Annotated in this window: 23 protein-coding genes; 15 read left to right on the top strand and 8 right to left on the bottom strand. The window is 72.1% G+C overall.

Features of this window, described 5'->3' with window-relative positions; genetic code table 11:
- The first annotated feature begins 159 nt into the window (after positions 1–159).
- A complete protein-coding gene (locus ACQP00_RS44360; protein ID WP_433209014.1) occupies positions 160–876 on the top strand; it encodes a lysophospholipid acyltransferase family protein in 717 nt (238 codons plus the stop codon).
- On the opposite strand, the gene ACQP00_RS44355 is transcribed toward ACQP00_RS44360, so the two are convergent.
- Entirely contained in the window at positions 818–4,405 is a 3,588-nt protein-coding gene (locus ACQP00_RS44355; protein ID WP_433209011.1) for an ATP-binding protein, read from the bottom strand. The two genes, ACQP00_RS44360 and ACQP00_RS44355, sit on opposite strands and share 59 nt — an antisense overlap.
- 113 nt (positions 4,406–4,518) lie before the next feature.
- Positions 4,519–5,211, bottom strand: a complete 693-nt coding sequence (locus tag ACQP00_RS44350; protein ID WP_223097114.1) for a Crp/Fnr family transcriptional regulator — start codon at positions 5,209–5,211, stop codon at positions 4,519–4,521.
- Between the two features lie 290 nt (positions 5,212–5,501).
- On the opposite strand from ACQP00_RS44350, the gene ACQP00_RS44345 reads away from it, so the two are divergent.
- Entirely contained in the window at positions 5,502–6,386 is an 885-nt protein-coding gene (locus ACQP00_RS44345; RefSeq protein WP_433209008.1) for a phosphotransferase, read from the top strand.
- Between the two features lie 33 nt (positions 6,387–6,419).
- Positions 6,420–6,914, top strand: coding sequence for a polyadenylate-specific 3'-exoribonuclease AS (locus ACQP00_RS44340; RefSeq protein ID WP_433209005.1), 495 nt, complete (start codon positions 6,420–6,422; stop codon positions 6,912–6,914).
- On the opposite strand, the gene ACQP00_RS44335 is transcribed toward ACQP00_RS44340, so the two are convergent.
- Both ACQP00_RS44335 and ACQP00_RS44330 read right to left on the bottom strand, forming a co-directional pair.
- Complete coding sequence (locus ACQP00_RS44335; RefSeq protein ID WP_433209002.1) at positions 6,864–7,334, bottom strand: ABA4-like family protein; 471 nt, start codon at positions 7,332–7,334, stop codon at positions 6,864–6,866. The two genes, ACQP00_RS44340 and ACQP00_RS44335, sit on opposite strands and share 51 nt — an antisense overlap.
- Entirely contained in the window at positions 7,334–8,230 is an 897-nt protein-coding gene (locus tag ACQP00_RS44330; protein WP_433208999.1) for a hypothetical protein, read from the bottom strand. Before ACQP00_RS44330 ends, ACQP00_RS44335 begins: the two co-directional genes overlap by 1 nt.
- 147 nt (positions 8,231–8,377) lie before the next feature.
- On the opposite strand from ACQP00_RS44330, the gene ACQP00_RS44325 reads away from it, so the two are divergent.
- The 12 genes from ACQP00_RS44325 (at position 8,378) to ACQP00_RS44270 (ending at position 20,967) form a co-directional block, all read left to right on the top strand.
- Positions 8,378–9,016 carry a MerR family transcriptional regulator gene (locus ACQP00_RS44325; protein WP_433208996.1) on the top strand — a complete coding sequence of 213 codons (639 nt, stop codon included), beginning with the start codon at positions 8,378–8,380 and terminating at the stop codon, positions 9,014–9,016.
- A gap of 120 nt (positions 9,017–9,136) precedes the next feature.
- Positions 9,137–10,165 carry a 6-phosphofructokinase gene (locus ACQP00_RS44320; protein ID WP_433208993.1) on the top strand — a complete coding sequence of 343 codons (1,029 nt, stop codon included), beginning with the start codon at positions 9,137–9,139 and terminating at the stop codon, positions 10,163–10,165.
- Between the two features lie 75 nt (positions 10,166–10,240).
- The gene (gene proC, locus ACQP00_RS44315) at positions 10,241–11,044 is read left to right on the top strand and encodes a pyrroline-5-carboxylate reductase (protein WP_433208990.1); all 804 of its coding nucleotides are present in this window, start codon (positions 10,241–10,243) and stop codon (positions 11,042–11,044) included.
- A 58-nt stretch (positions 11,045–11,102) separates the two neighbouring features.
- A complete protein-coding gene (locus ACQP00_RS44310) occupies positions 11,103–11,603 on the top strand; it encodes a DUF2199 domain-containing protein (RefSeq protein WP_433208987.1) in 501 nt (166 codons plus the stop codon).
- A gap of 283 nt (positions 11,604–11,886) precedes the next feature.
- Positions 11,887–12,975 (top strand): FHA domain-containing protein, encoded by a 1,089-nt coding sequence (locus ACQP00_RS44305; RefSeq protein WP_433208984.1) that lies wholly within the window; start codon positions 11,887–11,889, stop codon positions 12,973–12,975.
- Between the two features lie 299 nt (positions 12,976–13,274).
- Positions 13,275–14,462 carry an elongation factor Tu gene (gene tuf / locus ACQP00_RS44300; RefSeq protein ID WP_433208981.1) on the top strand — a complete coding sequence of 396 codons (1,188 nt, stop codon included), beginning with the start codon at positions 13,275–13,277 and terminating at the stop codon, positions 14,460–14,462.
- A gap of 78 nt (positions 14,463–14,540) precedes the next feature.
- Positions 14,541–15,017, top strand: coding sequence for a DsbA family protein (locus ACQP00_RS44295; RefSeq protein WP_433208978.1), 477 nt, complete (start codon positions 14,541–14,543; stop codon positions 15,015–15,017).
- A gap of 119 nt (positions 15,018–15,136) precedes the next feature.
- Positions 15,137–16,174: an acyltransferase family protein gene (locus tag ACQP00_RS44290; protein WP_433208975.1), complete on the top strand. Its 1,038-nt coding sequence runs from the start codon at positions 15,137–15,139 to the stop codon at positions 16,172–16,174.
- 79 nt (positions 16,175–16,253) lie between these two features.
- Positions 16,254–17,072, top strand: coding sequence for a hypothetical protein (locus ACQP00_RS44285; RefSeq protein ID WP_433208972.1), 819 nt, complete (start codon positions 16,254–16,256; stop codon positions 17,070–17,072).
- Between the two features lie 12 nt (positions 17,073–17,084).
- Complete coding sequence (locus tag ACQP00_RS44280) at positions 17,085–18,212, top strand: hypothetical protein (RefSeq protein WP_433208969.1); 1,128 nt, start codon at positions 17,085–17,087, stop codon at positions 18,210–18,212.
- The gene (locus ACQP00_RS44275) at positions 18,209–19,684 is read left to right on the top strand and encodes a hypothetical protein (RefSeq protein WP_433208966.1); all 1,476 of its coding nucleotides are present in this window, start codon (positions 18,209–18,211) and stop codon (positions 19,682–19,684) included. The genes ACQP00_RS44280 and ACQP00_RS44275 overlap by 4 nt, the downstream gene beginning before the upstream one ends.
- Positions 19,675–20,967 (top strand): AAA domain-containing protein, encoded by a 1,293-nt coding sequence (locus tag ACQP00_RS44270; protein WP_433224214.1) that lies wholly within the window; start codon positions 19,675–19,677, stop codon positions 20,965–20,967. Before ACQP00_RS44275 ends, ACQP00_RS44270 begins: the two co-directional genes overlap by 10 nt.
- Before the next feature lie 60 nt (positions 20,968–21,027).
- Here ACQP00_RS44270 and ACQP00_RS44265 read toward each other — a convergent pair whose 3' ends face one another.
- The 4 genes from ACQP00_RS44265 to ACQP00_RS44250 form a co-directional block, all read right to left on the bottom strand.
- Positions 21,028–21,327, bottom strand: coding sequence for a hypothetical protein (locus ACQP00_RS44265; RefSeq protein ID WP_433208963.1), 300 nt, complete (start codon positions 21,325–21,327; stop codon positions 21,028–21,030).
- 81 nt (positions 21,328–21,408) lie between these two features.
- The gene (locus ACQP00_RS44260; RefSeq protein WP_433208960.1) at positions 21,409–23,265 is read right to left on the bottom strand and encodes an endonuclease/exonuclease/phosphatase family protein; all 1,857 of its coding nucleotides are present in this window, start codon (positions 23,263–23,265) and stop codon (positions 21,409–21,411) included.
- A complete protein-coding gene (locus ACQP00_RS44255) occupies positions 23,228–23,839 on the bottom strand; it encodes a winged helix-turn-helix domain-containing protein (RefSeq protein WP_433208957.1) in 612 nt (203 codons plus the stop codon). Before ACQP00_RS44255 ends, ACQP00_RS44260 begins: the two co-directional genes overlap by 38 nt.
- 374 nt (positions 23,840–24,213) lie before the next feature.
- Positions 24,214–24,603 (bottom strand): hypothetical protein, encoded by a 390-nt coding sequence (locus ACQP00_RS44250; RefSeq protein WP_433208954.1) that lies wholly within the window; start codon positions 24,601–24,603, stop codon positions 24,214–24,216.
- Positions 24,604–24,607: the final 4 nt, after the last annotated feature.

Here is a 24,607-nt window from a genome sequence, read left to right as displayed (position 1 = left end):
CCGCCGTCGCGACGACCGGGTGCGCCGCGAAAAAACCGCTGACCGAAATCCTGACATGCCCGGCCGTCGTTCCGGGAGTGCGTTGTGGTGTGCCGTACTGGTTCGTAGGCTCTTTGCGACGGTCATCACCGATTGTCGTGCGATCTTGAAAGGCCGGCCGTGCTCTACTGGTTCCTCAAGTACATCGTCCTCGGACCTTGGCTGAAGCTGGTCTTCCGGCCCAAGGTCGAGGGGCGTGAGCACGTGCCCGACACCGGCCCCGTGATCATCGCCAGTAATCATCTCTCCTTCGCCGACTCGATCTTCATGCCGCTGAGCGTCCGCCGCCGGGTCACGTTTCCGGCGAAAGCGGAGTATTTCACCGGAAAGGGGATCAAGGGCCGGCTCACGAAGCTGTTCTTCGCGGGCACCGGCCAGGTCCCCATCGACCGCTCCGGCGGCAAGGCGGCCCGGGCCGCGCTCGAGGTCGGCCTCAAGATCCTGCGCGAGGGCGGGATCTTCGGCATCTACCCCGAGGGCACGCGGTCCCCTGACGGCCGCCTGTACCGCGGCAAGACCGGCGTCGCCCGCCTGGCCCTCGAGTCCGGGGCGAAGGTGGTCCCCGTGGCGATGATGAACATGGACAAAGTGCAGCCGATCGGGCAGAAGCTGCCGAACCTCAAGCGGGTGCACATCAAGTTCGGGCCGCCGCTCGACTTCTCCCGCTATGCCGGCATGGCGGGCGACCGGTTCATCGAGCGCGCGGTCACCGACGAGATCATGTACGAGCTCATGACGCTGTCCGGGCGGGAGTACATCGACATGTACGCCCAGAAGGTCAAGAGTGCGTCGGCCCAGCCGAGCCCGCAGGACTCGCAGGAGCCGGTGGCGGCGTGACCTCCGCCAGGCCGAGGAGGCGCGGGGTGCCCGTCTCCTCGGCGTAGCCGCACAGCTCGGCCCGCCACGGCTCGATCCGCGGGTCCCCGCCCCGGCCCAGCGCCCGCACGGCCCAGGCCAGCGACAGCATGCGCGCCGAGTTGTTCGGGATCTCGCCGAAGACCTCGGCCGCGGCCAGGTGCATGTCGGCCGCCCGGGCGTGGTCGCCGTCGACGAACGCGATCGCCCCGGTGATCGTGCGCAGCGCGCCCTCGACCCACGGGGTGCGGTGCGGCACGTCGGCCAGCATGTCGCGGACCGCCATCATCGCCACCCGGCCGGAGAGCACCGCGGCGTGCGCGGTCGCGTCGATCCACTCGCCGCTGGCGATCGCGCGGACCTCGCGCCAGGTCTTGGCCAGCTCCACGATCAGCGCCTCGGCGTCGCGGTCGCGCCCCTGCAGGGCCAGGCACAGCGCGCCGTGGCCGAGCGCGACCCACTGCAGCCGGTAGAAGCCCGAGCGGCGGCCCGCGGCCACGATGTCCTCGACGTCGTCGTCGCCGTCCTCCCCGCGCAGGGTGCGGATCCAGGCCCGGACGCCGCGGACCTGCAGGTCCCACTCGCCGCCGGGCTCGGCCATGGCCGCCTCGGCCGCGGCCACGTAGCCGGGCCAGTCGCCGGTGAAGTACGCGGACTGGCACACGTCGGAGTAGCCGGTGGCCAGGGTGTGGCTGCCCGGGACGGCGTTGCGGCTGTCGTCGAGCAGGGCCCGGGCCGCGGTCCAGTCGCCGTCCTCCAGCAGGGCCCAGGAGACGTTGCGCAGGGCCCGGTGCTCCGAGAGCAGCCGGCGCTCGCGGCTGACCTCCAGCGCGGACTGCAGCTCGACCAGGCCGGAGCGGTCGCCGGCCTGGAACAGCGCGGTGCCGATGGTGATCCGGGCCCCGGTGGCCACCTCGACCAGGCCCAGCCGGTCGGCGATCTCGGCCGCCGCGCTGGCCGCGGCGACCGCCGGGTCGACCTCGAAGTTCAGCATGTGCAGGCGGCCCAGCTCGGCGTAGGCGTCGGCCTTGGCCGGGCCGTCGGGCAGCTCGTCGAAGAGCTCGACCGCCCGGTCCAGGCAGGACAGCGCGTCGAGGCGGTCGGCCCGCAGCCACGCGGCCTGGCCGCGCACGGTCCAGGCCCGGGCCGCGGCGGCCTGGTCGCCGGCCGCGTAGAGCCGCTCGGCCAGCCCGACCAGCCGGTCGGCGCCGCCCGCGCCCAGGAACGCCTCCGGGTTGGCGTAGAAGTCGATCTCGGTGCTGAGCTGCTCGATCCGCAGCCGCTCGAGCGGGTCGGTGTCCGGGTCGCACAGCGCCAGGGCCTTGCCGCCGTGGGTCGCCGCGGCGTCCAGGGCGTGCAGGGCGTAGGCCCGCCGGGCCGCCCGGTGCATGGCGTCCCGGGCCGGCCCCGTGTAGCGGGCCCCGTCCAGGCCGAGCGAGCTGGCGATCTCGTAGGCGATGAAGCGGTGGTTGGCGACCACCTCGGCCAGGTCGGTGTCCCGGTCGGCGGCCAGCCCGTCGAGCCACTCGGCGGTGCGCTCGTGCCGGGCCACCCGCTCGGTGCGGGGCAGCCGCTGGTAGCACACGTCGCGGACCAGGACGTGGCCGAAGCGGTACTCGGTCTGCCCGGCCATGGTCGAGGCGGCCTGCTCGTGGATGAGGTCGCGCTGCTCCAGCCGGCGCAGCGAGCGCTCGATGCCGTCGGCGGGCCGGCTCATCGCGGCGCCGACCGCGCCCGGCCAGAAGTTCATCCCGACCACGGCCGCGGCCTGCAGCACCGCCCGGTCGGCGGCGTCGAGCAGGTCGACCCGGTTGGCGATGACCGCGTGCACGCTGTCGGGCATCGGCAGCTCGCGCCCGAGCGCGTCGGTGGCGGGCAGGTTGCCCTGCTCGGCGAGCATGCGGGTGTACTCCAGCGCGTACAGCGGGTTGCCGTCGGCCAGCTCGACCAGGGAGCTCAGCGACTGCGACGGGAACGTGGCCGCCCCGAGCAGGTGCGCGTACATGGTGGCGATCTCGGCGTCGCGCAGCGGGGGCAACGTGATCGACACCGCCCCGGCCACGGCCCCGGCCCAGCTGGGGTTGCGCTCCAGCAGCTCCGGGCGCGCCGTGCACAACAGCAGCAGCGGTACGTCCCGCACCGACGCCCCCAGCCGCTCGACGAAGCGCACCATGGACTCGTCGGCCCAGTGCAGGTCCTCGAAGACCAGGACGGTCGGCCGGTGGGCGGCCAGCGCGACGACGAAGCGGCGCCAGGCGGACTCGGTCTCGTCGGGCGCGAGCTTCGGCCCCGGAAGGCCGACCAGCGGGCTGAGCGCCTCGGCCAGCCGCTCCGCCTCGGACGGCTCGACGATCGTGGCCAGCGCGGCGTCCAGCCGCTCGCGGGTCGTCTCGGCCGAGTCGGTGTCGAGGATGCCGGACTGCGCCTTGACGATGTCGGCCAGCGCGGCGTACGTGACGTTCTCCCCGAACGGCGGGCAGCGCCCGGTCCGCCAGGCCACCGGCGCGTCGAAGAGCCGCTCGGCGTGCAGGAACAGCTCGTGCACCAGGCGGCTCTTGCCGATCCCGGCGTGCCCGAGCACGGTCACCAGCTGCGGCGTGCGCTCGCGCAGGCCCCGGTGCAGGGCGTTGACCAGCAGGCTGAGCTCGTGGGTGCGGTTGACCAGCGGCGTGGAGCCGGCCTCGCGGTCCGGGTGGTTGCGCCGCAGCGGGGCCAGGGCCAGCCAGACCTCGGTCGGCGTGGAGCGCCCGCGCAGCGTGGCCGGCGGCTGCTGCTCGAAGCGGATCGAGGACTTGGTCAGCGCGTACGTGGTGCCGCAGACCAGCACCCCGCCGGGCGGGGCGAGCGACTGCAGCCGGGACGCGGTGTTGACCACGTCGCCGGCCACGATGGCCTGGCCGCCGTCGCGGGCCGCGGCCACGTCCACGAGCGCCTCGCCGGTGGCCACGCCGACCCGGAAGCGCAGCTCGCGCTCGCCCTCGCCGGTGCTGGCGTACCGCGCGAGGACCCGCTGCAGCTCCAGCCCGGCCCGCACGCAGCGCACGGCGTCGGTCTCGGTCGCGACGGGCGCGCCGAACAGGGCCATCACGGCGTCGCCGATGTACTTCTCGACGACCCCGCCGTATTGCCCGATCACCTCGCGCGCGGTGGAGAAGAAGCGCTTCTGCAGCTCGCGGACCAGCTCGGGGTCGGCCCGCTCGACGTACGGCGTGAAGTCGATCAGGTCCACGAACAGCACGCTGATGCGCCGCCGGTCCTCGCTGCGGGCGGCCGGGATGGTGGGCACCTGGGCCCGGCCGGTGGCCCGCTCGGCGCGGATCAGCAGGCCGCGGGCCGCGGTCGTGTCGGCCCGCGGGGTGCCGCAGCCGGTGCAGAAGGCGGCGTCCGGAGCGAGCGTGCGGCCGCACGTGGGGCAGGGCGGGCTCAGCTCGGCGCCGCAACCACCACAGAAACGGTCGCCCTCGCCCGCCTGGCGGCCGCAGCGTGCGCACTGACTGGAAATCGCCGACACTCCCTTGCCCTGTGAGAACCCATCCTCACACGTCGGCGGCCGGGGCGGCCAGGTGTCCGAAATGGCACCCGGGACCCCGGCCGTCCAGCGCTACAAGCTGCCCGAAGCGGTGCTTACCGGTCGGTCATCCCGGCCCTGCGCCGCAGCGCGGTGAGATCGGTGACGACGATGCGGCGGCCCTCGGTGCGCAGCCAGCCGCGGCTGGCGAACGACCCGATCGCCTGGTTGACGCTCTGCCGGGAGCCGCCGGCCATCTCGGCGAGCTGGCTCTGGTTGAGCTCGATGGTGACCATCGGCGCGGTCGTCTCGCCGGCCAGCCGGACCAGCGTCTTGGCGACCCGGCCGGGCAGGTCGAGGAAGACGTGGTCGGCGTTCTGCTCGGTGAGCCGCCGGATGAGCAGGCCCAGCGAGCGCATCACGGCGTCGAGGATCCGCGGGTTGGCGTGCACCAGTTCGATGAACGCGTGCCGGGACAGGGCCAGGGCCTGGCAGTCCTCGATCGCCTCGGCCGAGGCCGAGCGGGCCGCGCCGTCGAGCAGGGAGACCTCGCCGAGCGTGTCCGGGGGCCGGACCACGGAAAGGACCGCGCGTTCGCCGGTCGGAGCGGTCCGGAAGACCATCACGGCACCGCGCTTGAGCACGATGAGCGACTCTCCCGGATCGTTTTCGACGAACAGCAGCTGGCCTTTGCGGTATGTCCGTGGCACCGCCGCCTGGATGACCCGTTGACGCACATCGGGCTCCAGACCACTGAACATTTCCACACCGGTCAGTGCGTCGCCGGGATCTGGCAGCCGACCCTCCACGGTCAAACCCCTCCCGGTTCGGCGTTGATCGGACACGTGATCACGTTAGGTGATCACGAAGACTGTAAGGAACTTCTACCAGATCATGACGTGCGTGTCGGAGTCTGTACATCCCCCGCATCGGCTCTCCGACAGCACCGTTCATGAGTCCGCAGGCAGGCTAGTGCCCACGCGCAAACCGCTGAGGGCCGGGGTGCGTGCGCCGGGCCGGGCCCGGCATCGAAGACGATCTTCGACCTTTTTCACCCGTTTTCAAGTGCGGCCCACAGTGACGGCGCATAATGCGCTGCGTGGCTGCCCCCGCCGCCGAGCAGATGCGCACGACACTGCGCCGAAGCTGGCAGTGCAATCCCGGACCGTGCATTCCGCTGGGCCGTGATGCGTGGCACGTTGAGATCAACAACGGCCAATTCGTCGGCAAATGGGTGCCGATGCACCGCAGATCCGGTTTGGAGGCCGGGCTGTGCGCGGCCGAGCACGTGGACGCGTTCGGGGTCGGGGCCGGGACGCCGGTGCGCGCCGCCGACGGGGCGCTCACGGTGGCGGCCGAGGACGGCGCGGTGGCCCTGCTCCACCTGGTGCCCGGGCGCCCGCTGCGGGCGGCCGACCCGCTCGACCGGCAGTGGTGGGGCGACACCCTCGGCCACGCGCACCGCACGCTGCGCCAGTTCACGCATCCGCACCTGGTGAAGTTCGACCCCGCGGCGGTACCGCATCAGGGCCCCCACCTCGATCTGGAACCCTGGCTCGGGCCGGCGGTCCGGCACACGGTCGCGGCGGTGCGCCGGATCATGGTGACGGACCAGCTCACGTACGGCGTGCTGCACAACGATCCGCAGGCCGCGCACTTCCGCCTCGACCCGTCCACCGGCGCCGTCGGCCTGGTCGGCTGGTCCGGGGCCGGCACCGGGCCGCTGCTGGCCGACCTGGCCGCGGCGGTGCTCGCGGCGGGCGGGCCGGCCGCCGCCGACGGCCTGGCCGACGCGTACCTGCGCGCCTCGCGGGTCCCGCCGGACGAGTGCGAGGCCGCCCTGCCGGCCCTGTTGTGCCTGCGTACCGCCCTGGACGCGGCCGGCGTGGCCGAGCGCATCCACGCCGACGGCGGCCGCCTCGGGGATCACGCCGAGCTCAGCCGGCTCGCCGGGCTGTACACGCAACTGTCCGACGCGCTCTGATCACCGCCGGGCCCATGGTGTTGGATGGGCCTGGTGGCGCGCTACAGGTACTTCTACGACTGTGAGTTCATCGAGGACGGCCGGCTGATCGATCTCGTCTCGATCGGCGTAGTCGACGAGCACGGCCGGGAGTTCTACGCGATCTCCACCGAGTTCGACGACTCGCGGGCCGTGTCGTGGGTGCGCCGCAACGTGCTGGACAAGCTCCCGTCGCCGGGCGACAAGGCCTGGCGCTCGCGCGAGCGGATCCGCGAGGACCTGCTGGAGTTCCTGACCGAGCCGCTGCGCACCGGCGCGGCGGACGAGATCGAGCTGTGGGCCTGGTACGCCGCCTACGACCACGTGGCGCTGGCCCAGCTGTGGGGCTCGATGCCGACCCTGCCCCGGGAGATCCCGCGGTTCACCAAGGACCTGCGCCAGTTGTGGGACGACGCCGGGCGCCCTCCGCTGCCGGTCGCGGAGGGCCGCCACGACGCCCTAGTCGACGCGCGCCACAACCTCGCCCGCTGGCGCGTCATGCACGGCTGACGGGCGCGGGCGGCCGGTGAGGCGCAACAGGAAGTACACCGGAAGCCCGATCGGGGACAGCAGGACCGTCAGCACCAGGACCGGCGCCATCAGGAGCGGGTGCAGGCCCCGCACGCGGCTGTCGAGGTAGATCCACCGGCCGATGAACAGGTCCCAGGCGATGACCTGGGCCCACACCGCCGCCACCACCTCGTCGCGCAGCAGCAGCTGTCGCACGCCGGCCAGGTCCGGGTTCAGCATCTCCCGCGCGAAGTCGCCGAGCGCCGGCGCGATCGCGATCGCCCAGACGACCAGCGTGGGCAGCACGATGAACGGCGAGGAGACGATCCGGTGCGTCCACCGCCAGGTGGGAGCGAGGATCATGAGGGCCCAGAACGGTACCGTCGCCAGGAACGCCAGCTGGAAGAGCGTCTCGGCCATCAGAAGACCTCCGCGGGCGCGACGGTGACGGGGGAGCGGCGCGGACCGGCGAGCGACCAGGCCGTGCCGAGCGCGGTCAGGACCAGCAGGAGCGCGGCGGCGGCCAGCGTCGGCGCGTCCGGGTGGATCAGGGACTGCCCCCGCAGCGCCTGCCAGGTGACCAGCAGCACCAGCCCAGCATAGAAGAACCCGAATGTTCCGATGAGCCGGGTGCGGACCCGCTCGTCGCGCAGCCGGGCGATCCGGCGCGCGGCCAGCAGGAGCGCGAACGCGAACAGCGGCAGGGCCTGCAGCGCATGCATGCCGATGAAGTGCCCGGCGCGCAGGTCGCCGCCGGTGGTGCTCCAGCCGACCAGCGGCAGGCCGGGGCCGCCGTCGGCGACGCCGACCGCGTGCGCGCCGACGATCGTGGGGCGCTCCTGGTCGAGCTGGGCCGGGGTCGGCATGGTCATGAGGAATCCGACGCCCATGCCGGCGAGCGCGACGACGATGCCCAGCCGGACGGCCAGGGCCGTGGCCCGCTCGGGGATGCGCTGGATGAGCAGCAGGATCGCGATGATCAGGGTGGCCACCCAGGCGGTGGCGATGGTGGCGCCCATGATGCTGTACAGCGCGCCGTCCAGGGCGGTGCCGGTGTTGAAGTGGCTCTGGTGCCCGCGGGCGGCCTGCCCGGCGATGATCACCATCTCGATGAGCATGGCGCCCGCGATGACCGTGCCGAGCCACCAGGCGGCTCGCGGACGCCGCTCGAGCCGCGGCAGCAGCCACGCGATCGTGGTGGCGTAGATGGCGATGGAGACGGCGAACTTGAACGGCTTGAGCCAGATGGGCGCGCCGACGAGGACTCTGTCGTCGGCGAACACTCCTACGAGGCTGGCGATTGCGAGGGCGGCCATGAGGCCGGCGACAGTTTTGAGGGGCCGGTGCATGTTCAGCTCCCGGGTGGTTATAGCGAGTGGATAGCGCTGCTCTCGGATAGCGGATAGCTCCGCTGTCCGCTAATGGAAAGGTACACTATCCATGTGGCGATCGGAAGGAGTTCCATGCGCATCGCGGAGCTGAGCCGGCAGACCGGCGTCCCCGTGCCGACGATCAAGTACTACCTGCGCGAGGGCCTGCTTCCGGCCGGCGAGCTGACCAGCCCGAACCAGGCCCGCTATGACGAGCACCACGTCGAGCGGCTGCGCCTCGTCCGGGTGCTTCTGGACGTCGGAAGGCTGCCGATCGCCACGATCCGTCAGCTCCTGGACGCCCTCGACGAGCCGGACCCGGACGTCCATCACGTGCTCGGCCACGCCCTGCCCTCGACCGCCGGCAACAAGGAGTCCATCGATCCCGACACCGTCGCCGCGGCCCGCGTCCGGATCGACAAGCTCGCCGCCGAGCGCGCGTGGCTGGTCGGCGAGAACGCGCCCGCCCGCCAGGCCGCGGCCGAGGTACTTGCCGCGTTCGAGCAGGTCGGGGCCGACGTCGGAGTACTACTGGAGGGGTACGCCGACGTCGCCGAGCAGATCGCCGGGCACGACCTGGAGTTCGTGGCGCGCGCCGAGGGGCCGGAGAAAATGCTGTACGCGGCGGTCGTCGGCTCGGTCCTCGGCGACTCGCTGCTGGCCGCGCTGCGGCGGATGACCCAGGAACACGAGTCGGCGAAGAAGTTCGGAATCCGCGGGGACGACTGCTGAGGGTTCAGCCGGAGCGACTACAGTGCGCTGTGAATCGGCAGCGTCGCCATGAGCGGTACCTCCGGCTCGGCCGCGCCCGTCGTGCGGCTCGGGCACGCAACCAGGAAGGCAAGAATCAGCATGCGTATCGGCGTACTGACCGGGGGCGGCGACTGCCCCGGCCTCAACGCGGTCATCCGTGCCGTGGTCCGCAAGGGTATCTCCACCTACGGCCACGAGTTCGTGGGCTTCCGTGACGGTTGGCGCGGTCCCCTCGAGGGCATCACGCGCGAGCTGGGCATCGCCCAGGTTCGCGGCATCCTTCCGCGCGGCGGCACCATCCTCGGCTCGTCCCGGACGAACCCGTTCAAGATCGACGGTGGCGTCGAGAAGATCAAGTCGAACCTGGCCGACCTGGGCGTCGACGCGCTCGTCGCGATCGGCGGCGAGGACACGCTGGGTGTCGCCAGCAAGCTCACCGACCTCGGCGTGAACGTCGTCGGCGTGCCGAAGACGATCGACAACGACCTCGGCGCGACCGACTACACGTTCGGCTTCGACACCGCGGTGAACATCGCCATGGAGGCGATCGACCGGCTGCACACCACCGCCGAGTCGCACCACCGCACCCTCGTCGTCGAGGTCATGGGCCGCCACGCCGGCTGGATCGCCCTGCACGCCGGTCTCGCCGGTGGCGCAAACGTGATCCTGCTGCCGGAGCGCAACTTCGACGTCGACCAGGTCGCCACCTACGTCGAGAAGCGGTTCCAGACGCAGTACAGCCCGATCGTCGTCGTCGCCGAGGGCGCCCAGCCGCTCGACGGCCAGATGGTGCTGCACAACCAGGAGCTCGACTCCTTCGGCCACGTCCGCCTCGGCGGCATCGGCCAGTGGCTCGCCGAGCAGCTGGAGGCCAAGACCGGCAAGGAGGCCCGCACGGTCGTCCTGGGCCACATCCAGCGCGGCGGCACCCCGACCGCGTTCGACCGCGTCCTCGCCACCCGCTTCGGCCTGCAGGCGATCGACGCCGTGCACGAGGGCGACTTCGGCAAGATGGTCGCGCTGCAGGGCACCGACATCGTGCGCGTGCCGCTGCAGGAGGCCACCAAGGAGCTCAAGACCGTCCCGGTGGAGCGTTACACCGAGGCCGAGGTCTTCTTCGGTTCCTGAGCCGTCCGCTGGGCCGTCTGCTCGAAGGGGGCTGCTCCGGCAGCCCCCTTCCCCTTTTTACCGTTGGGAGTCCGCGTGCGCGTCATTGCCGTGTTCGGTGCCGGAAAGCTCGGCGAGGTCCTGCTCTCCGGCCTGCTGCGCGCGGGCTGGTCGCCGGACCGCCTCATCGCCACCGCGCGGCGGCCCGAGCGGGCGCGGGAACTCACCGAGCGGTACGGCATCCGCGTCGTGGACAACGAGACGGCGCTGCGCGAGGCGGACGTCGTCACGATCGCCGTGAAGCCGCAGGACGCGGGCGCGCTGCTGGCCGACCTGGGCCCGAAGATCCCGGCCGAGAAGCTCGTGGTGTCGCTGTGCGCCGGCCTGCCCACGACGTTCTTCGCCAAGCACCTGCCGGAGGGCACCCCGGTCGTACGCGTGATGACGAACACCCCGGCCCTCGTCGACGAGGCGATGACCGCGATCTCGGCCGGCTCCTTCGCGACGGCGGAGCACCTGGCCGTGGCCGAGGAGATGTTCCGCCCCCTGGGCCGCACGATCCGGGTGCCGGAGTCCCAGCAGGACGCGGTGACGGCGCTGTCCGGCTCCGGTCCCGCGTACTTCTACTACCTCGTCGAGGCCATGACCGACGCCGGCATCCTGCTCGGCCTGCCCCGCCAGGTGGCGCACGACCTGATCGTGCAGACGGCGATCGGCTCGGCCATCATGCTGCGCGAGTCGGGGGAGCACCCGGTCAAGCTGCGCGAGGCCGTGACGTCTCCGGCCGGTACGACGATCAACGCGATCCGCGAGCTGGAGAACCACGGGGTGCGGGCGGCTCTGCTGTCGGCCTTGGAGGCGGCGCGGGACCGGGCGCGGGAGATCGCCGCGCAGGGTTGAGTCAAGTCGGCTCAGCCAAGTTGGCTTTGCCCCCGGGTGGCGGGTCTACCATGCCGCGGTGACGTTTGTCTGCGAGTGCTGCGGCACGGAGGTCGGCGACACTCCGGCCGTGTGGGCGTTCTCCGCGCCCGACTACTGGGGCGCGCCCGAGGCCGGCGGCGAATCCTTTCTCGAGGACGAGCTGTGCTGCATCGACGCGCCCGAGCTCGACGAGCTCCACTTCTTCATTCGCGGGCTGATCGAGGTTCCGGTGCGGGGGAGCGAGGAGCCGCTGACGTACAACGTCTGGGTCAGCCTCAGCGCCGCCAACTTCCAGCGGGCCGTCGAGCTGTGGGACGACCCGGCGCGGGTCGACGAGAAGCCCTACTTCGGCTGGCTGTCCAACAACATCCCCGGGTACCCCGACACGATCCAGCTCAAGACCCGCGTGCATACTCGGGAACCGGGCCGCCGGCCGCTGGTCGAGCTGGAGCCGACCGACCATCCGCTCGCCGTCGAGCAGCGTGAGGGCGTCGATGCGCACCGGCTCCTGGAGGTCGCGAAGACCTGCGGCGGTTGAGATCTCGTTCATTCAGGCATTCACCGCTGTTGACGTCTGGGACCGGTGATCTACCTTTTCCTTACCAACAGTCAGAACCCGACTACTCACGACGATACGGGCATTCCCCCCAACTGCCTGCGTCGTGTGTACCGCGCCCGGCGCCTTCCCTCCCCTCCCCCCGAGGTTGGCCGGAGTGCGCGGCGCAAGGCCCGCCGTCGACCGCAGAGGTGGTCGGCGGCGGCTTTGCGGTTGGTCGCCCGTCGTTTCCAGTCCTCGGCGGATGCTGAGGCAGAATGTTGCGGTGCGATTCGAAACGAGCCGGGCACTGGACGCGATCGAGCGGCGACTCACGGTCGACCCCCTGGCCGCGGGCGGCGTGATCGACCTGGTGGAGGCCGCGCGCAGCGTCGACCTCGACGGCGGCCGGCCGGCCGCGCTGCTGCGCCTGGGCATGTTCATCGACGCGCTGAGCCGCCGCCTCGGTGACGGCAACACCGGCCTCTACGCCATCGCCGAGCGCGGGGCCATGTCCGACACCGACTTCACGTCCAACGAGCGCATGGTCCTGCGCCGGTGGTCGGACGACGGGCTGATCGAGATGCTGCCGCCGAACGCCCGCGTGAATGCGCGCGTGCGGGAGGTGGCGCACCTGACCGGGGTACCGGTGATCAGTCGCAATCCGCTGCCCGGCCATCCGGGACCGGTCTACCTGACCACCGGCGCGCCGGGCGGGATGGAGCTGACCCTCGCCCCGGCGACCGGTTCGACGCCGCGGCCGCATCCGGTGCTGCTGCGGTACTGGCGCTGCCCCGCCTCCGACTGCCCGGTCTTCGGCCGGCCGCCGGCCGCGGGCGCCGGACAGGCCCCGCCCGCCCTGCCCAGCGGCGCGCCGATCTGCCCCCGCCACGGCGACCGCCTGATCGACTCCGGCCCCCGGCCGCCCGCGCTCGGGCTCGCGGTCCGGATCAACGGCACCGTGCGCGCCCGGTTCACGGCCACCGCCGCCCGGCCCGTGGTCGTCGGCCGCGCGCCGGAGGACCCGGGCGGCATCACCATCGGCACCTGGCTCGACGACGAGTCCAGCCGCCGGGTGAGCCGCAACCACCTGCGCTTCGAGCTGCGCGACGGCATGCTGCTGGTCACCGACGTGAGCACCAACGGCGCGGCGGTGCTGGCCCGCACCGGGCCGACGGCGGCGCCGCGGGAGATCGAGCTGACCCGCGGCGAGCCCAAGGCGATGGGGGAGTGGGACGAGGTGGAGATCTACCCGGAGATCACCGTCGGGCGGTCGGACCGGCCGCCGGCGGACGCCCCGACGGGCGGCGCCCCGAACTCGGTCATGGCCGACGCGCCCACGATCGCGCTGCGCCTGCCCCCGCCGCCGCGCTGACCCCACCCATAAATATGTTGCCGTAGAAAAGTAACCGAGCTACCTTTCCAGCGTGATCACCACGACCGCCCTTCTGGAGCACGGCCACCTGGCCGGCTCGGCGGTCGCCTGGGCGAGCAAGGCGCCAGCCGCAGCGCTAGAGGCCGGCCTGCGAAGCTGACCCTCCTCCCGCAGCCTTCAGATGCGGAACCGACGGAGGAGGGTGAGCCGGCCGAGCCGGTCCGCCCTACCAAAAAGGCCACCGGAGCACGGCCAACGGTTCTGCGCATCCACCCCACAAATCCACTGTGGAGAGTCAGATGGCCAAGCAGGCGTTCACGAGGAACAAGCCTCATCTCAACATCGGCACCATGGGTCACGTCGACCACGGCAAGACGACCCTGACCGCCGCCATCACCAAGGTGCTCGCCGAGCGGTACCCGGGCGTCAACCGGTACACGAGCTTCGAGGGCATCGACCGGGCGCCGGAGGAGATCACTCGCGGCATCACCATCAACATCGCGCACGTCGAGTACGAGACGGGCACGCGGCACTACGCGCACGTCGACATGCCGGGGCACGCCGACTACGTGAAGAACATGATCACCGGGGCGGCGCAGGTGGACGGGGCGATCCTCGTCGTCAGCGCCGTGGACGGGGTCATGCCGCAGACCCGCGAGCACGTGCTGCTGGCGCGGCGGATCGGGGTGCCGTACCTCGTCGTGGCCATGAACAAGGCCGACGCGGTCGACGACCCGGAGCTGCTGGACCTGGTCGAGCTCGAGGTGCGGGAGCTGCTGAGCGAGTACGGGTTCCCCGGTGACGACATTCCCGTCGTCCGGGTGTCCGCGCTCAAGGCGCTCGCCGGCGAGCCGGCGTGGGTCCAGTCCGTCGCCGACCTGCTCGACGCGGTCGACGAGTACGTGCCGCTGCCCGAGCGGGTGACCGGCGAGCCGTTCCTGATGCCGATCGAGAACGTGCTCACCATCACCGGCCGCGGCACCGTGGTCACGGGCTCGGTCGAGCGCGGCACGCTCGTGCTGAACACGCCCGTCGAGGTGATCGGACTGGGGCCCACCCAGTCCAGCGTGGTCACCGGGATGGAGATGTTCGGCCGGCAGCTCGACTCGGCGCAGGCCGGCGACAACGCGGCGCTGCTGCTGCGCGGTGTGAAGCGCGGGGACGTGCAGCGCGGCCAGGTGGTCGCCCTGCCGGGTTCCGTCGCCCCGCACCGGCGGTTCAAGGCGCACGTGTACGCGCTGACGACCAAGGAGGGCGGCCGGCACACGCCGTTCTTCGCCAACTACCGGCCCCAGTTCTACTTCCGCACCACGGACGTGATGGGCTCGGTGGACCTGGGTGACGTCACGATGGTGATGCCCGGCGACACGGTCGACCTGACCGTCGAGCTCGGCAAGCCCATCGCGATGGACGCCGGCCTCGGCTTCGCCATCCGCGAGGGTGGCCGGACCGTCGGCGCCGGCACCGTCACCGAGGTGCTCGACTAGTCGCGACGCGGACGTGAATGCCCCTTAGGGGAGATCCCGAAGGGGCATTCACGCCCCAAAACTGGGCACCAGAGCGGCATGCACGCTCAGGGGAAGACCGGCGCACCGCTCAGCCTCGTCGAGTACGGCGACTACGCCTGCCCCGACACCGGTCGCGCCTTCGGTGTCGTGGAACGCCTCCAGCTGCACTACGGCAAGAATCTGCGGTTCGAGTTCCGGCATTTCCCGCTCGTGGACGCGTTCCCGCGCGCCATGCCCGCCGCGCTGCTGGCCGAGGCGGCCGCCGACGCGGACGCCTTCTGGGGCATGCACGCGCTGCTGCTCACCCACCAGGAGCAGCTCGAGGACGAGGACCTGGCCCGGTACGCCGAACGGTTCGGCCTGCCCGACACGGGCGGCACGCGGGCTCATCACGAACGGGTGGCGCAGGACATGGCCAGCGGGCGTGAGCGGGGGGTGCACGGCAGCCCGGCGTTCTTCGTGAACGGGACGAGGCATGCCGGACCGAACGACTTCTCCGCGCTCAGCCAGGCTTTGGGAGTGAATACAGGGTGAACCCAATCGATTGCCCGATCGGTTACGGCGGCAGCCTCCTAGGATCTTTGAGAAGAAACACAGCCAATTTTGAGCTGGAACGGGGTTGCCCCTAAGGGTCGCAGGGCAACCTGTAGGGGATGCGGAACCGGTACGTAGACCTCCTGCGAGCCGTCGCGATCATCCGCGTGGTCACGTACCACACGCTCGGATTCGCGTGGCTGACCGTCGCCTTCCCCGCTATGGGCCTGATGTTCGCGCTCGGTGGCTCCCTGATGGCCGCCTCGCTCGACCGCTCGGGCGTCAAGGCGATCGGACGGCGCATGCGCCGCATCGTCATACCGTTCTGGGTCCTCGGCGTGTTCGCCATCACGCTCATGTCGCTGTGGGGCGGCATGGAACACACGTGGCGCACGCTGTTGTGGTTCGTGCCGCTGGACGACCCGCCCACCACCGAGAAGGGCGGGCTCTGGTTCAGCCAGATCTGGTACGTCCGCTCGTACCTCTGGTTCATCATCGCCTCGCCCGTGCTGCTGTGGCTGTTCCGCAAGTGGCCGATCCCGAGCGTCGTCGTGCCGTTCACGGTGCTGGTGATCCTCTGGGAGACCGGCTACGGCACCGGCGGCATCGTGCGCGACTTCTTCATGTACGCCCCGGCCTGGATGCTCGGCTTCGCCCACCACGACGGCACGCTGCAGCGCATCTCCAAGAAGATCCTGTGGCCGGTGTGCCTGGTGATGGCCGGCGTCGGCCTCGCGATCCTGTTCCACACGCCGGGCCCGCGCGGCTATGACATGAACGACGCGCCGATCGCCGACACGCTGTACTCGACGGCGTTCCTGCTCGTCATGCTCAACCTCGCGCCGGCCGCGATGTCGCTCGGGGTGGCCGAGCCGCTGGTCGAGGCGGTCAACCGGCGCGCGCTGACGATCTACCTCTGGCACGAGGCCGCGATCACGTTCGTCCGGCTGGTCGGCGTGTGGTTCGGCATCACGCTGGTCGGCGGCTGGCACAGCGTGCTGCAGTTCAGCATGGTGGTGACGCTCACGGCGATCCTGGTGCTCGCGTTCGGCTGGGTCGAGGATCTCGCCGCCCGCCGCAAGCCGCAGATCATCCCGATGCCGAAGCGCGTGATCGTACCGAGGGCTGTCGAGCAGCCACAGCCCGTACCCGCGTAAGGCTGTCGGGAAAAAAGCAAGCGCGACACGCCGGGATTGGTTCCAGCAATCTCCAGCAAGTACCAGTTATGTTCCGTTCGTGTCCGAATCGATCTCGGCCCCGGACGAGCAGATCGAGCTGCTCGAGCGCCGGATCGACCGGCTGCGCGGCGAACTGCGCCGCGCGGCCACCACGGGGGACCGCGCCCACGCCCGCACCCTGCGCGCCGAGCTGCGCCGGGTGGAACAGGAGTGGGACGAGGCCCTGGCCGACCTGCAGGACCGGGTGCCGCAGCAGCGGGAGCGCAGCCTGGCCGCCGCGCCGCCCATGCTGTCCATCCGGGAGCAGGTGCACCACGCCCTCACGCTGCTCACGGTTCCCGCCGCCCCCAAGCTGATCATCGCCGTCCACGACGCCTTCTTCCCGGGCGAGCTCGTGGCCGCGCGGCTGACCAGCCTGCGCCGCGACGAGGAGCGCTCGTTCAAGGTCGCGCCGTACAACCGGCCGTACTATCTCTGTCCCGCCCTCACCGCCGACCTGCTCTCCCCGGCCCGGGGCCTGCTGGCCATCTCCACCTGGCCGCTGGAGACCCGGGTGGTCGGCCCGCTCAGCGCCCGCGTCGACTTCCTCGTGGCCGCCGTCAAGGTGGCCCAGCGGGTGGCCCAGCTCCCCGACGACGCCCACGACGCGCGCCGGCTGCTGTGGCGCTTCGCCGCCGGCATCCCCGGAGCCGCCTCCATCGGCGGGGGAGCCGATCCCGACACCGTCGCCAAACAGGCCGAAGCGGAGCTCGACGTACATCGCGAGGCCGACACCGCGGACCGCGCCGCGGCAGCTTCCCGTGCGCAGGACCGGCTCGACGGCGCCGAGGGCCTCTTCGGCGCCCGTCTCCAGCGCCTGCGCAAAACCGCGAACTGAGATGAGATCCCCATGGACGCACTGGTAGACCGGCTGGACCGCATCCGCGGCACCGTGGCGCCGCGCAACCACAACGCGCGCACCATCGCCGCGCTCACCACCAATCCCGGCTGTGGCCGGCGGGGGCTGATGGACGCGGCCGGGGTGAACAAGGGCGCCGTCGCCGGGCAGCTGGGCTTCCCGGCCGCCTTCGGCCAGTCCCGCTTCGCGATCGCCCGCGGCAACGCGTTCGAGGCCCAGGTCAAGGCGGACGGCGCGGCCGAGCTGCTGCAGCTGCTGCGGGAGCGGCTCGGGCTGGCCATCCCCGAGGTGGCCTACGACGACCTGTCCAACGTGGGTGGCAACGCCAGCCGCGAGGTGCGCTACGCCCGCACCCGCAGCCTGCTGGCCCGCGCCGCGGCCGAGCGGGACGACGCCGGCACCCTGTTCGACCACCCGATGCTGCGCCTGGACATCGCGGGCTACTACGCCTACCTGGAGCCGGACCTCATCGCCTTCCGGGTCGGCGGCCGCTTCCACGTGGTCGAGATCAAGTCGTTCGCGGTCATCGACGGGCAGGCCGACCCGGGCAAGGCGGCCGCCGCGGCCAAGCAGTCGGCGGTCTACGTGCTGGCCATGCGCGAGCTGCTCGGCGAGCTCGGCTACCCGCCCGAGACGGTGTCGCACGACGTGGTGCTGGTCTGCCCGGAGAACTTCGCCAACCGGCCCACGGCCACCCTGGTCGACGTGCGCAAGCAGCTCACGGTGCTGCAGCGGCAGCTGTCCCGGCTCACCCGGCTGGACAAGATCCTCGACGCGCTGCCGGCCGGGCTGTCCTTCGACCTCGCCTACGACACCGACCAGAACGCCACCCGGCCCCCGGACGAGCTGCGCAAGGCGGTCAGCGAGATCGACGCGCGGTACAGCCCGGACTGCCTCGGCTCCTGCGAGATGGCCTTCTTCTGCCGCGACGAGTCGGCCGGCTCCACCACCGCCCTGGGCCGCTCCGTCCGCGACGACCTCGGCGGCGTGGAGAGCGTCTCGACCGTGCTCGGCCTGGCCCGCGGCACGCTAACCCCCGGTGCGGGCCAGGAGGAGATCGCCGCGCTGCTGCGCGTGGCCAACCGGCTGCGGCGCGAGTGCCTGCAGGGAGTTGCGTGAGCGTCCTGACCGCGCTGGCCCGGGCCGAGGCGGTCGAGTCCGGGCGGGCGCAGCTGCTGACCACGGTCCGGCACACGCACATCGCCGAGCGGCCGCTGGTGCTCGTACCCCTCGCGCTCGCCGGTGAGGCCGCCGCGCCCCTCGCCGCCATGGTCGGCACCGACCCGCGCGCCGGCCGCCTGCTCGTGGTGGCCAACCCGCGCGACCGCACCCAGCGCTTCCAGTTCGTCGCCCAGCTGGCCAAGATCGTGCTCGCGTACGTCGAGGGCTGCTCCCGCGCCGTCGACACCGGGCACACCGCGAAGCTGCGCTACGCCGAGGCGCCGCAGGTGCTCGTGCCCAACCGTGGCGGCGTCGAGTTCATCCGGCTGCTCGGCCGTTCGACGCGCTTCCGGCGCACGTACGGGCCACATCCGGTACACCGGAGCGTTCCTTTGCTCGGTCAGTGGCTCACGTTCCTGCGCGAGCGGGCCGACCACCCGGGCTCCGCGATGCTGCTGGCCCTGACCGAGGTGCTCGGCGAGCACTGGGCGACCGGGCAGAGCGGCCTGGAGGACGCCAACCTGGCCGCGCTGCTGGGCTGGATCGACCCGCCGGCCGGGCTCGACGGGGCGGCCGCCGCCGAGCTCGCCGAGGACCCCTTGCGCTGGCCGCCGGCCGGGCCGAGCACCGACCCGACGTTCGACAACGAGATCCTGGCCCCGGCCCTGGCCGCCTACGCCCGCGGCGCCGATCCGCAGGCCCAGAGCCGGGCCGAGGCCGCGCTCGGCGGGGCCCTGCAGGAGCAGCTCGAGCCCACGTGGGGACTCATGTGGCGCGCGGTCGAGCTGCTGCGGGCCCGCCCGGCCGGCGCCTCCGTCGAGGCGCGCTGGGGCGTCGATCGCGATGCCTTCACGGTGTACCACATGTCCCTCGCCGAAGGCACCGCTCTTCCACAGCCCCGGCGGGACAGCGCCGTCGCCGCGGCCGGACGGCTCGACCGCCTGGAGCGCGAGCAGGCCCGGTACGAGGCCCAGCGCGCCCTCGACGACCCGCTCGTCATGGCCGAGTTCCGGCTGGCCGGCGAGGCGTTCACCGGCACCGTGGTGTCGGCCTCGCCCAACCGCGTCGACACGTCGGGCAAGAAGGCGGCCCTGCGCCCGCACATCACCGTGCAGACCGAGGACCCGGTGCGCCTCGAGCCCGGCGCGCTGCTGGTCTCGCCCGCCCGCCTGTCCCAGCAGGCCATGGTGGTCTCGGTGTCCTCTGTGGACGTCGTGCTGGAGCTGTCCAAGGGGATGGGCCGCTCGACCAAGCAGGCCGCGCCCGGCTCGGTGCCGGAGGTCGGCGAGGTCGTCACGTACGGCCCGGTCAGCGACGCCTACCAGCCGCCCGGCCGGTTCCCGACCCGCGACGAGACACCCTGGACGCACGGCGGCCCGCCGCCGGACTACCAGCCCAACGACACCGACGCCGCGGAGGACTGGTCGTGACCGTCATCGACGACATCCTCACCGACTTCGGCCATTCGGTCGGGCGCGGCGTGGTCGTCGACTCCCCGCCGGGCGCGGGCAAGTCCACATTGGTCGTCCGGGCCGCCCGCACGATGGCCGAGGCGGGGGAGCGGCTCATGGTCGTGGCCCAGACCAACGAGCAGGTCGACGACCTCATCGACCGGCTCGCGAGCGCCGCGCCGCAGATCGAGATCGGCCGGCTGTCGGCGTCCACGTACGTGCCGGCCCAGCGGGTGGCCAAGCACGGCTCGGTGACCGTCAGCGGCGCCGTCTCCGACGTGCAGACCAGTGCCGTCGTCATCGGTACCGCCGCCAAGTGGGCCACCGTCACCGAGGGCACCTGGGAGCGCGCGATCGTCGACGAGGCGTACCAGATGCGCTCCGACATGCTCCTGCGCGTAGCGGGCCGGTTCTCCCGGGGACTGTTCGTCGGCGATCCCGGCCAGCTCGACCCGTTCTCCGTCGTCGCCGTCGAGCGCTGGGCCGGGCTGTCGTGGGACCCGATGCAGAGCGCGGTCGCCGTGCTGCTGCGGCACAACCCGGACCTGCCCCTGCACCGCCTGCCGGTCTCGTGGCGGCTGCCCCCGTCGGCGGCCGACGTCGTCTCGGCCGCGTTCTACCCGTTCACGCCGTTCCAGGCGGGCACCGCGCCCAGCGACCGCAGCCTCGAGTTCTCGGTGCGGGCCATCGGCGGCGACCCGCACGTGGAGGCCTCGCTGGAGACGGCCCGGCGCACCGGCTGGGCGCTGCACGAGCTGCCGGCCCGGCACACCGTGCGCACCGACCGCGAGGCCGTGGCCGCCATCGCCGACCTGGTCGTGAGTCTGTTGCGACGAGGGCCCATCGCGTACTCCGAGCACGCCCCCGAGGGCCGCCCGGTCACCGCGGACCGGGTCGCCGTCGGCGCCGCCCACCGCGATCAGGTGGCCGCGATCCGGCTGGCCCTGGCCGACACCGTCGCCGCCGACGTGACCGTGGACACGGCGAACCGGCTGCAGGGCCGGGAGTACGACGTGACCGTGATCCTGCACCCGCTCTCCGGCCGGCGCGACGCGAGCGCGTTCCACCTGGAGGCGGGGCGGCTCTGCGTGCTCGCGTCCCGGCACCGGCACGCGTGCGTCGTGGTGGCCCGGGCCGGCATCGCCGAGCTGCTCGACACCCACCCGTCGGCCGAGCCCGTGCACCTCAACGTGCCGGTGCGCTTCCCCGACGGCTGGGAGGCCAACCAGGCGATGCTCGCCCATCTCTCCACAGTGTCCTGAACGGGCCGCGGCCCCGCACCTGTCGGAGAGGTGCGGGGCCGCGGCACTGGGGAGAGGAGGTTACCGCTTGACCCGTTTCTGCACGCTCTCACTGGTGCGTCGCAACGCCCTCATCGCCCGCTGCTTCGGCGTCTGACGCGCCTTGCGGTTGCGGACGACCGCCACCACCGCCACGACGACGGCGGTGAGCCCGGCCGCGGCGGCGGCCACCAGCGGAACGGGACGACGTTGGGCCACGTCCTTGGTCTGCGAGGCCAGCTCGGCCGCGCCCTCCTTGGCCTTCGTGGACAGGTCGTTCACGGCGGTGCCGAAGTCCTTGCGGGTCTCGGTAACGCTTCCGTTCGCATGTGTCACGCTCATCGCTGCCCCTTTCTCTCTTGTATCCGGGATGCCCAATAGCGCCGCGGATCAATCACGCGGTCCCCGGATGAGGTGCATTTTTCACAAAGCGAGCGTGGCCGCGACCGGCGCGTGGTCGGATGTCACCGCCCGCCCGACGGTCACGCCGGTGCAGGTCAGGCCGCGGACGAGGACGTGGTCGATCTCCTCGACCGGCGCGTCGGCCGGGAACGTGGGCAGCGGGCGCATCGCGGCGAAGGCGTCGGCGTACCCGGCCCCGGTGAGCACGGCGAACGGCGCGCTGCCCGGCTTGATGTTGAGGTCGCCGGCGATGAACGTGGGCCGTCCGCCCCCGAACCGGGTGGCGAAGTCGGCGATCTCGCGCGCCTGCACCATCGGCTCGGCGTCCGGCGGCGGCTGGATGTGCGTGGCCACCACCGCGATCTCGCGCCCGCCCACGGTGACGATCGCGCCGAGGGCCTGCGCGCCGGTGGGTGCACCGACGGCGGTGAGCGGCCGGGACTCGACCGCCCCGACGGGCAGGCGGGTCAGGATCGCGTCGCCCCACACGGCGTCGGCGGCGGGCCCGAACCAGTAGCGCATCCCGAGCGCGCGGGCGAGCACCGCCAGATCGTCGTGGCCGCCGTTGAGCAGCCAGGCCCGGTCGACCTCGGACAGCAGGACGATGTCGGGGCGGCTCGCGGCGATCGCGGCGGCCGCATCGGCCGGACGGAAGGTCCCGTCAAGACCGAAGCCCATGCGGATGTTGTACGCCACGATCCTGATCGATCCCGCCGCCCCACCCTCCCGCGCCGAAGGCGGCACCCAGAGCCCGGCCAGTGGCAGCACCAGGCACACCGCGGCGGCCGCGACCCACGTGAACCGCGGCAGCCGGACGGTCGCCGGCCCGGCCGCGAACAGCAGGAACCCGGCCGGGATCAGCGCGACGGCGACCGGCACCCACTGGTTCGGGTAGCCGATGTCGTAGGCGGCGTAGTACGCGATCGCCGCGACCGCGAACACCAGCATGCCCATGGTGGCGGCGTACCCCGACCGCCGCGCGGATCGCCCGCCCGCGAGCCGCAGGGCCAGGCCGAGCCCGGGCGCGCCGAGCAGCAGCGCGAGCCACAGCGGCCCGGGCGCGCCGAAGTCGAAGGCGAAGCAGGCGGCCGACGCGACCACGAGCACCGCGGCGACCGCGCGGGCGGCGCGACCGGAGGGCACCCGGGGCGCGAGCGCGGCGGCCAGGAACGCGAGCACGGCCAGCCCGATGGCGAGCGGCGGCAGCGCGGCCGGCGGCGTCGAGGCGTATCCGTGCCCCCCGTACGAGGCGGCGCCGGCGGCGACGGCGGGGGACAGGGCGTACATCCCCGTGAGGAGCATGACCGGGCCCACGAGGAACCAGCCGCCGGGCGCGGTCCGGTCACGCCGGCCGCCCTGATGTCCGGTGGCTCCCCAGAGCAGCGCCCCGCCCGCGAGAACGGTCAGCGGGACGGCGATCCACCACACCCGCCAGGTCGCGTCGACGGTGCCGAGGGCGGCGTGTTCGAGGGCCGCCGCGGCGAGGCCGACCGGCACACCGGTGGCGACGGAGGCGCCGCCGGTCGCGGTGGCGGCGAGGAAGGCCAGGCCGGCGAGCAGGCCGAGGGAGGCGACGTAGAGCTGCGGCTGTCCACCGTGGACGAAGATCAGGGCGAGCCGGGCCAGGACGAGCAGCGCGCCGGTGACGAGGGCCAAGCGGCGGGGGTCGAGACGGTTCGCCAGCGGTGCGGCCGCGACGCCGGCGACGAACCATGCGAGCGCGAAGGCGCCCATGAGTTCGGCCGGGGTCGAGGCCGCCTGCCCGAAGATCGTGATGATCGACGGGAGCCACACCCGCAGGAGGTCCAGCAGCAGCAGGACTCCCGCGGCGGTGGCGACGTCAGTCTTCCCGGACCACGACCTGGACGGCGGCGTCATCGTCGAGACGATAGCCGACCCCGCGCACGGTGGCGATGATCCGAGCGGCGTCGCCGAGCTTCACGCGCAGCCGGCGGACGTGGACGTCCACGGTGCGCTCGGTGCCCACCATGTCGTAGCCCCAGACCTGGCGCAGCAGCTGGGCGCGGCTGAACACGCGGCGCGGGTGCTCGCACAGGAAGAGGAACAGGTCGTACTCGCGGCGGGTCAGCGGCACCGGGGCGCCGTCCTGGAGGACCAGGCGCGAGCCCGTGCACAGGTAGAGGGAGGGAGCGTCGGGGGTGGCCCGGCCGATGCGGCGGACCCGGGTGTCGGCCTCGACCACCTCGGCCGCCGGCTCGACCGGCTGCTCCACCAGGCGCAGGTTGCGCGCGGGGGAGGCGGCGGCGGGCGTGCGCGGCAGCGGCGCCGAGCGCTGGATCTGGTGGCCCGCCTGGCTGGAGGCGAGGGCCTCGAGGTCGCTCAGCAGGCGGGAGGCCTCCGGTGGGAGCTCGTCGCCGTTGAGCGTGATGTGGACGGTGATGGTGACCACGGAAGGCGCGACCTCAGGTGCGCCCACGACCGAAACGGCCATTGGTAATCCTCTCGAAAACCTTCTGAATGAACGCCGATATCAACCGGGTGTCACTCGACAAAGGCCGTCGAAATGGTGCTCGCGGCGGGATATCCACATCGGATCGATCTGCACCTCAGGGCACATGGCACCGACCTTACCAGCTACGTCACATGAAGCGACAGTCGTGTTACGTGCCGCACAGAATAGATCGACACTAATTCGTCAGACGTTTTGGCGCGGTATTCACCGGCAATTCACGACACCGGTACCCGGATAACTTTGGGTGAGCCGACGGTCGCGGTCAACGAATTCCCATATAGTGGAAGATCCCTATAGGATTTCCTATCACTACCCTTGCATGCAGTGGTGAAAGCTCCCGCAAATCCTATCGGCTAGGTAGAGTCGCGGCGTCCACCATATGAGATGGTGGCGCGCAGCTGCCCGGGGCTGACAATACTCGCCCCGAGTTCGATCACTCGCTCGCGCAGTCCGCGATCGGACGTGACGACCACCACTGACCGATGTGACACATTGTCGCGCACGAGCGCCACAATGTGGTCGTCGCCGGATTGCGGCGCCGCCTCGACGGGCACCCCGTCGATCGACGCCACCCCGCGGGCCGCGCCCTCCACCACGAGCGTGATCGCACCGGGGAGCGCGGCCGCGTCCCGCTCGGCGAGCGCGTCGCGCAACCGGGCCGCCGCTCCCGCGCGGTCGCGCCACCAGCCGTCCGGCACCGACCCGACCACGTTGGCGCCGTCGACGATGATGAGCGGTTCCATGTGG

The sequence above is a fragment of the Dactylosporangium sp. CS-047395 genome, from assembly GCF_050942185.1.
Taxonomy (GTDB): Bacteria; Actinomycetota; Actinomycetes; order Mycobacteriales; family Micromonosporaceae; genus Dactylosporangium.
Note: the sequence above shows the minus strand (reverse complement) of the source record. Positions and strands in the feature narration are given on the sequence as shown.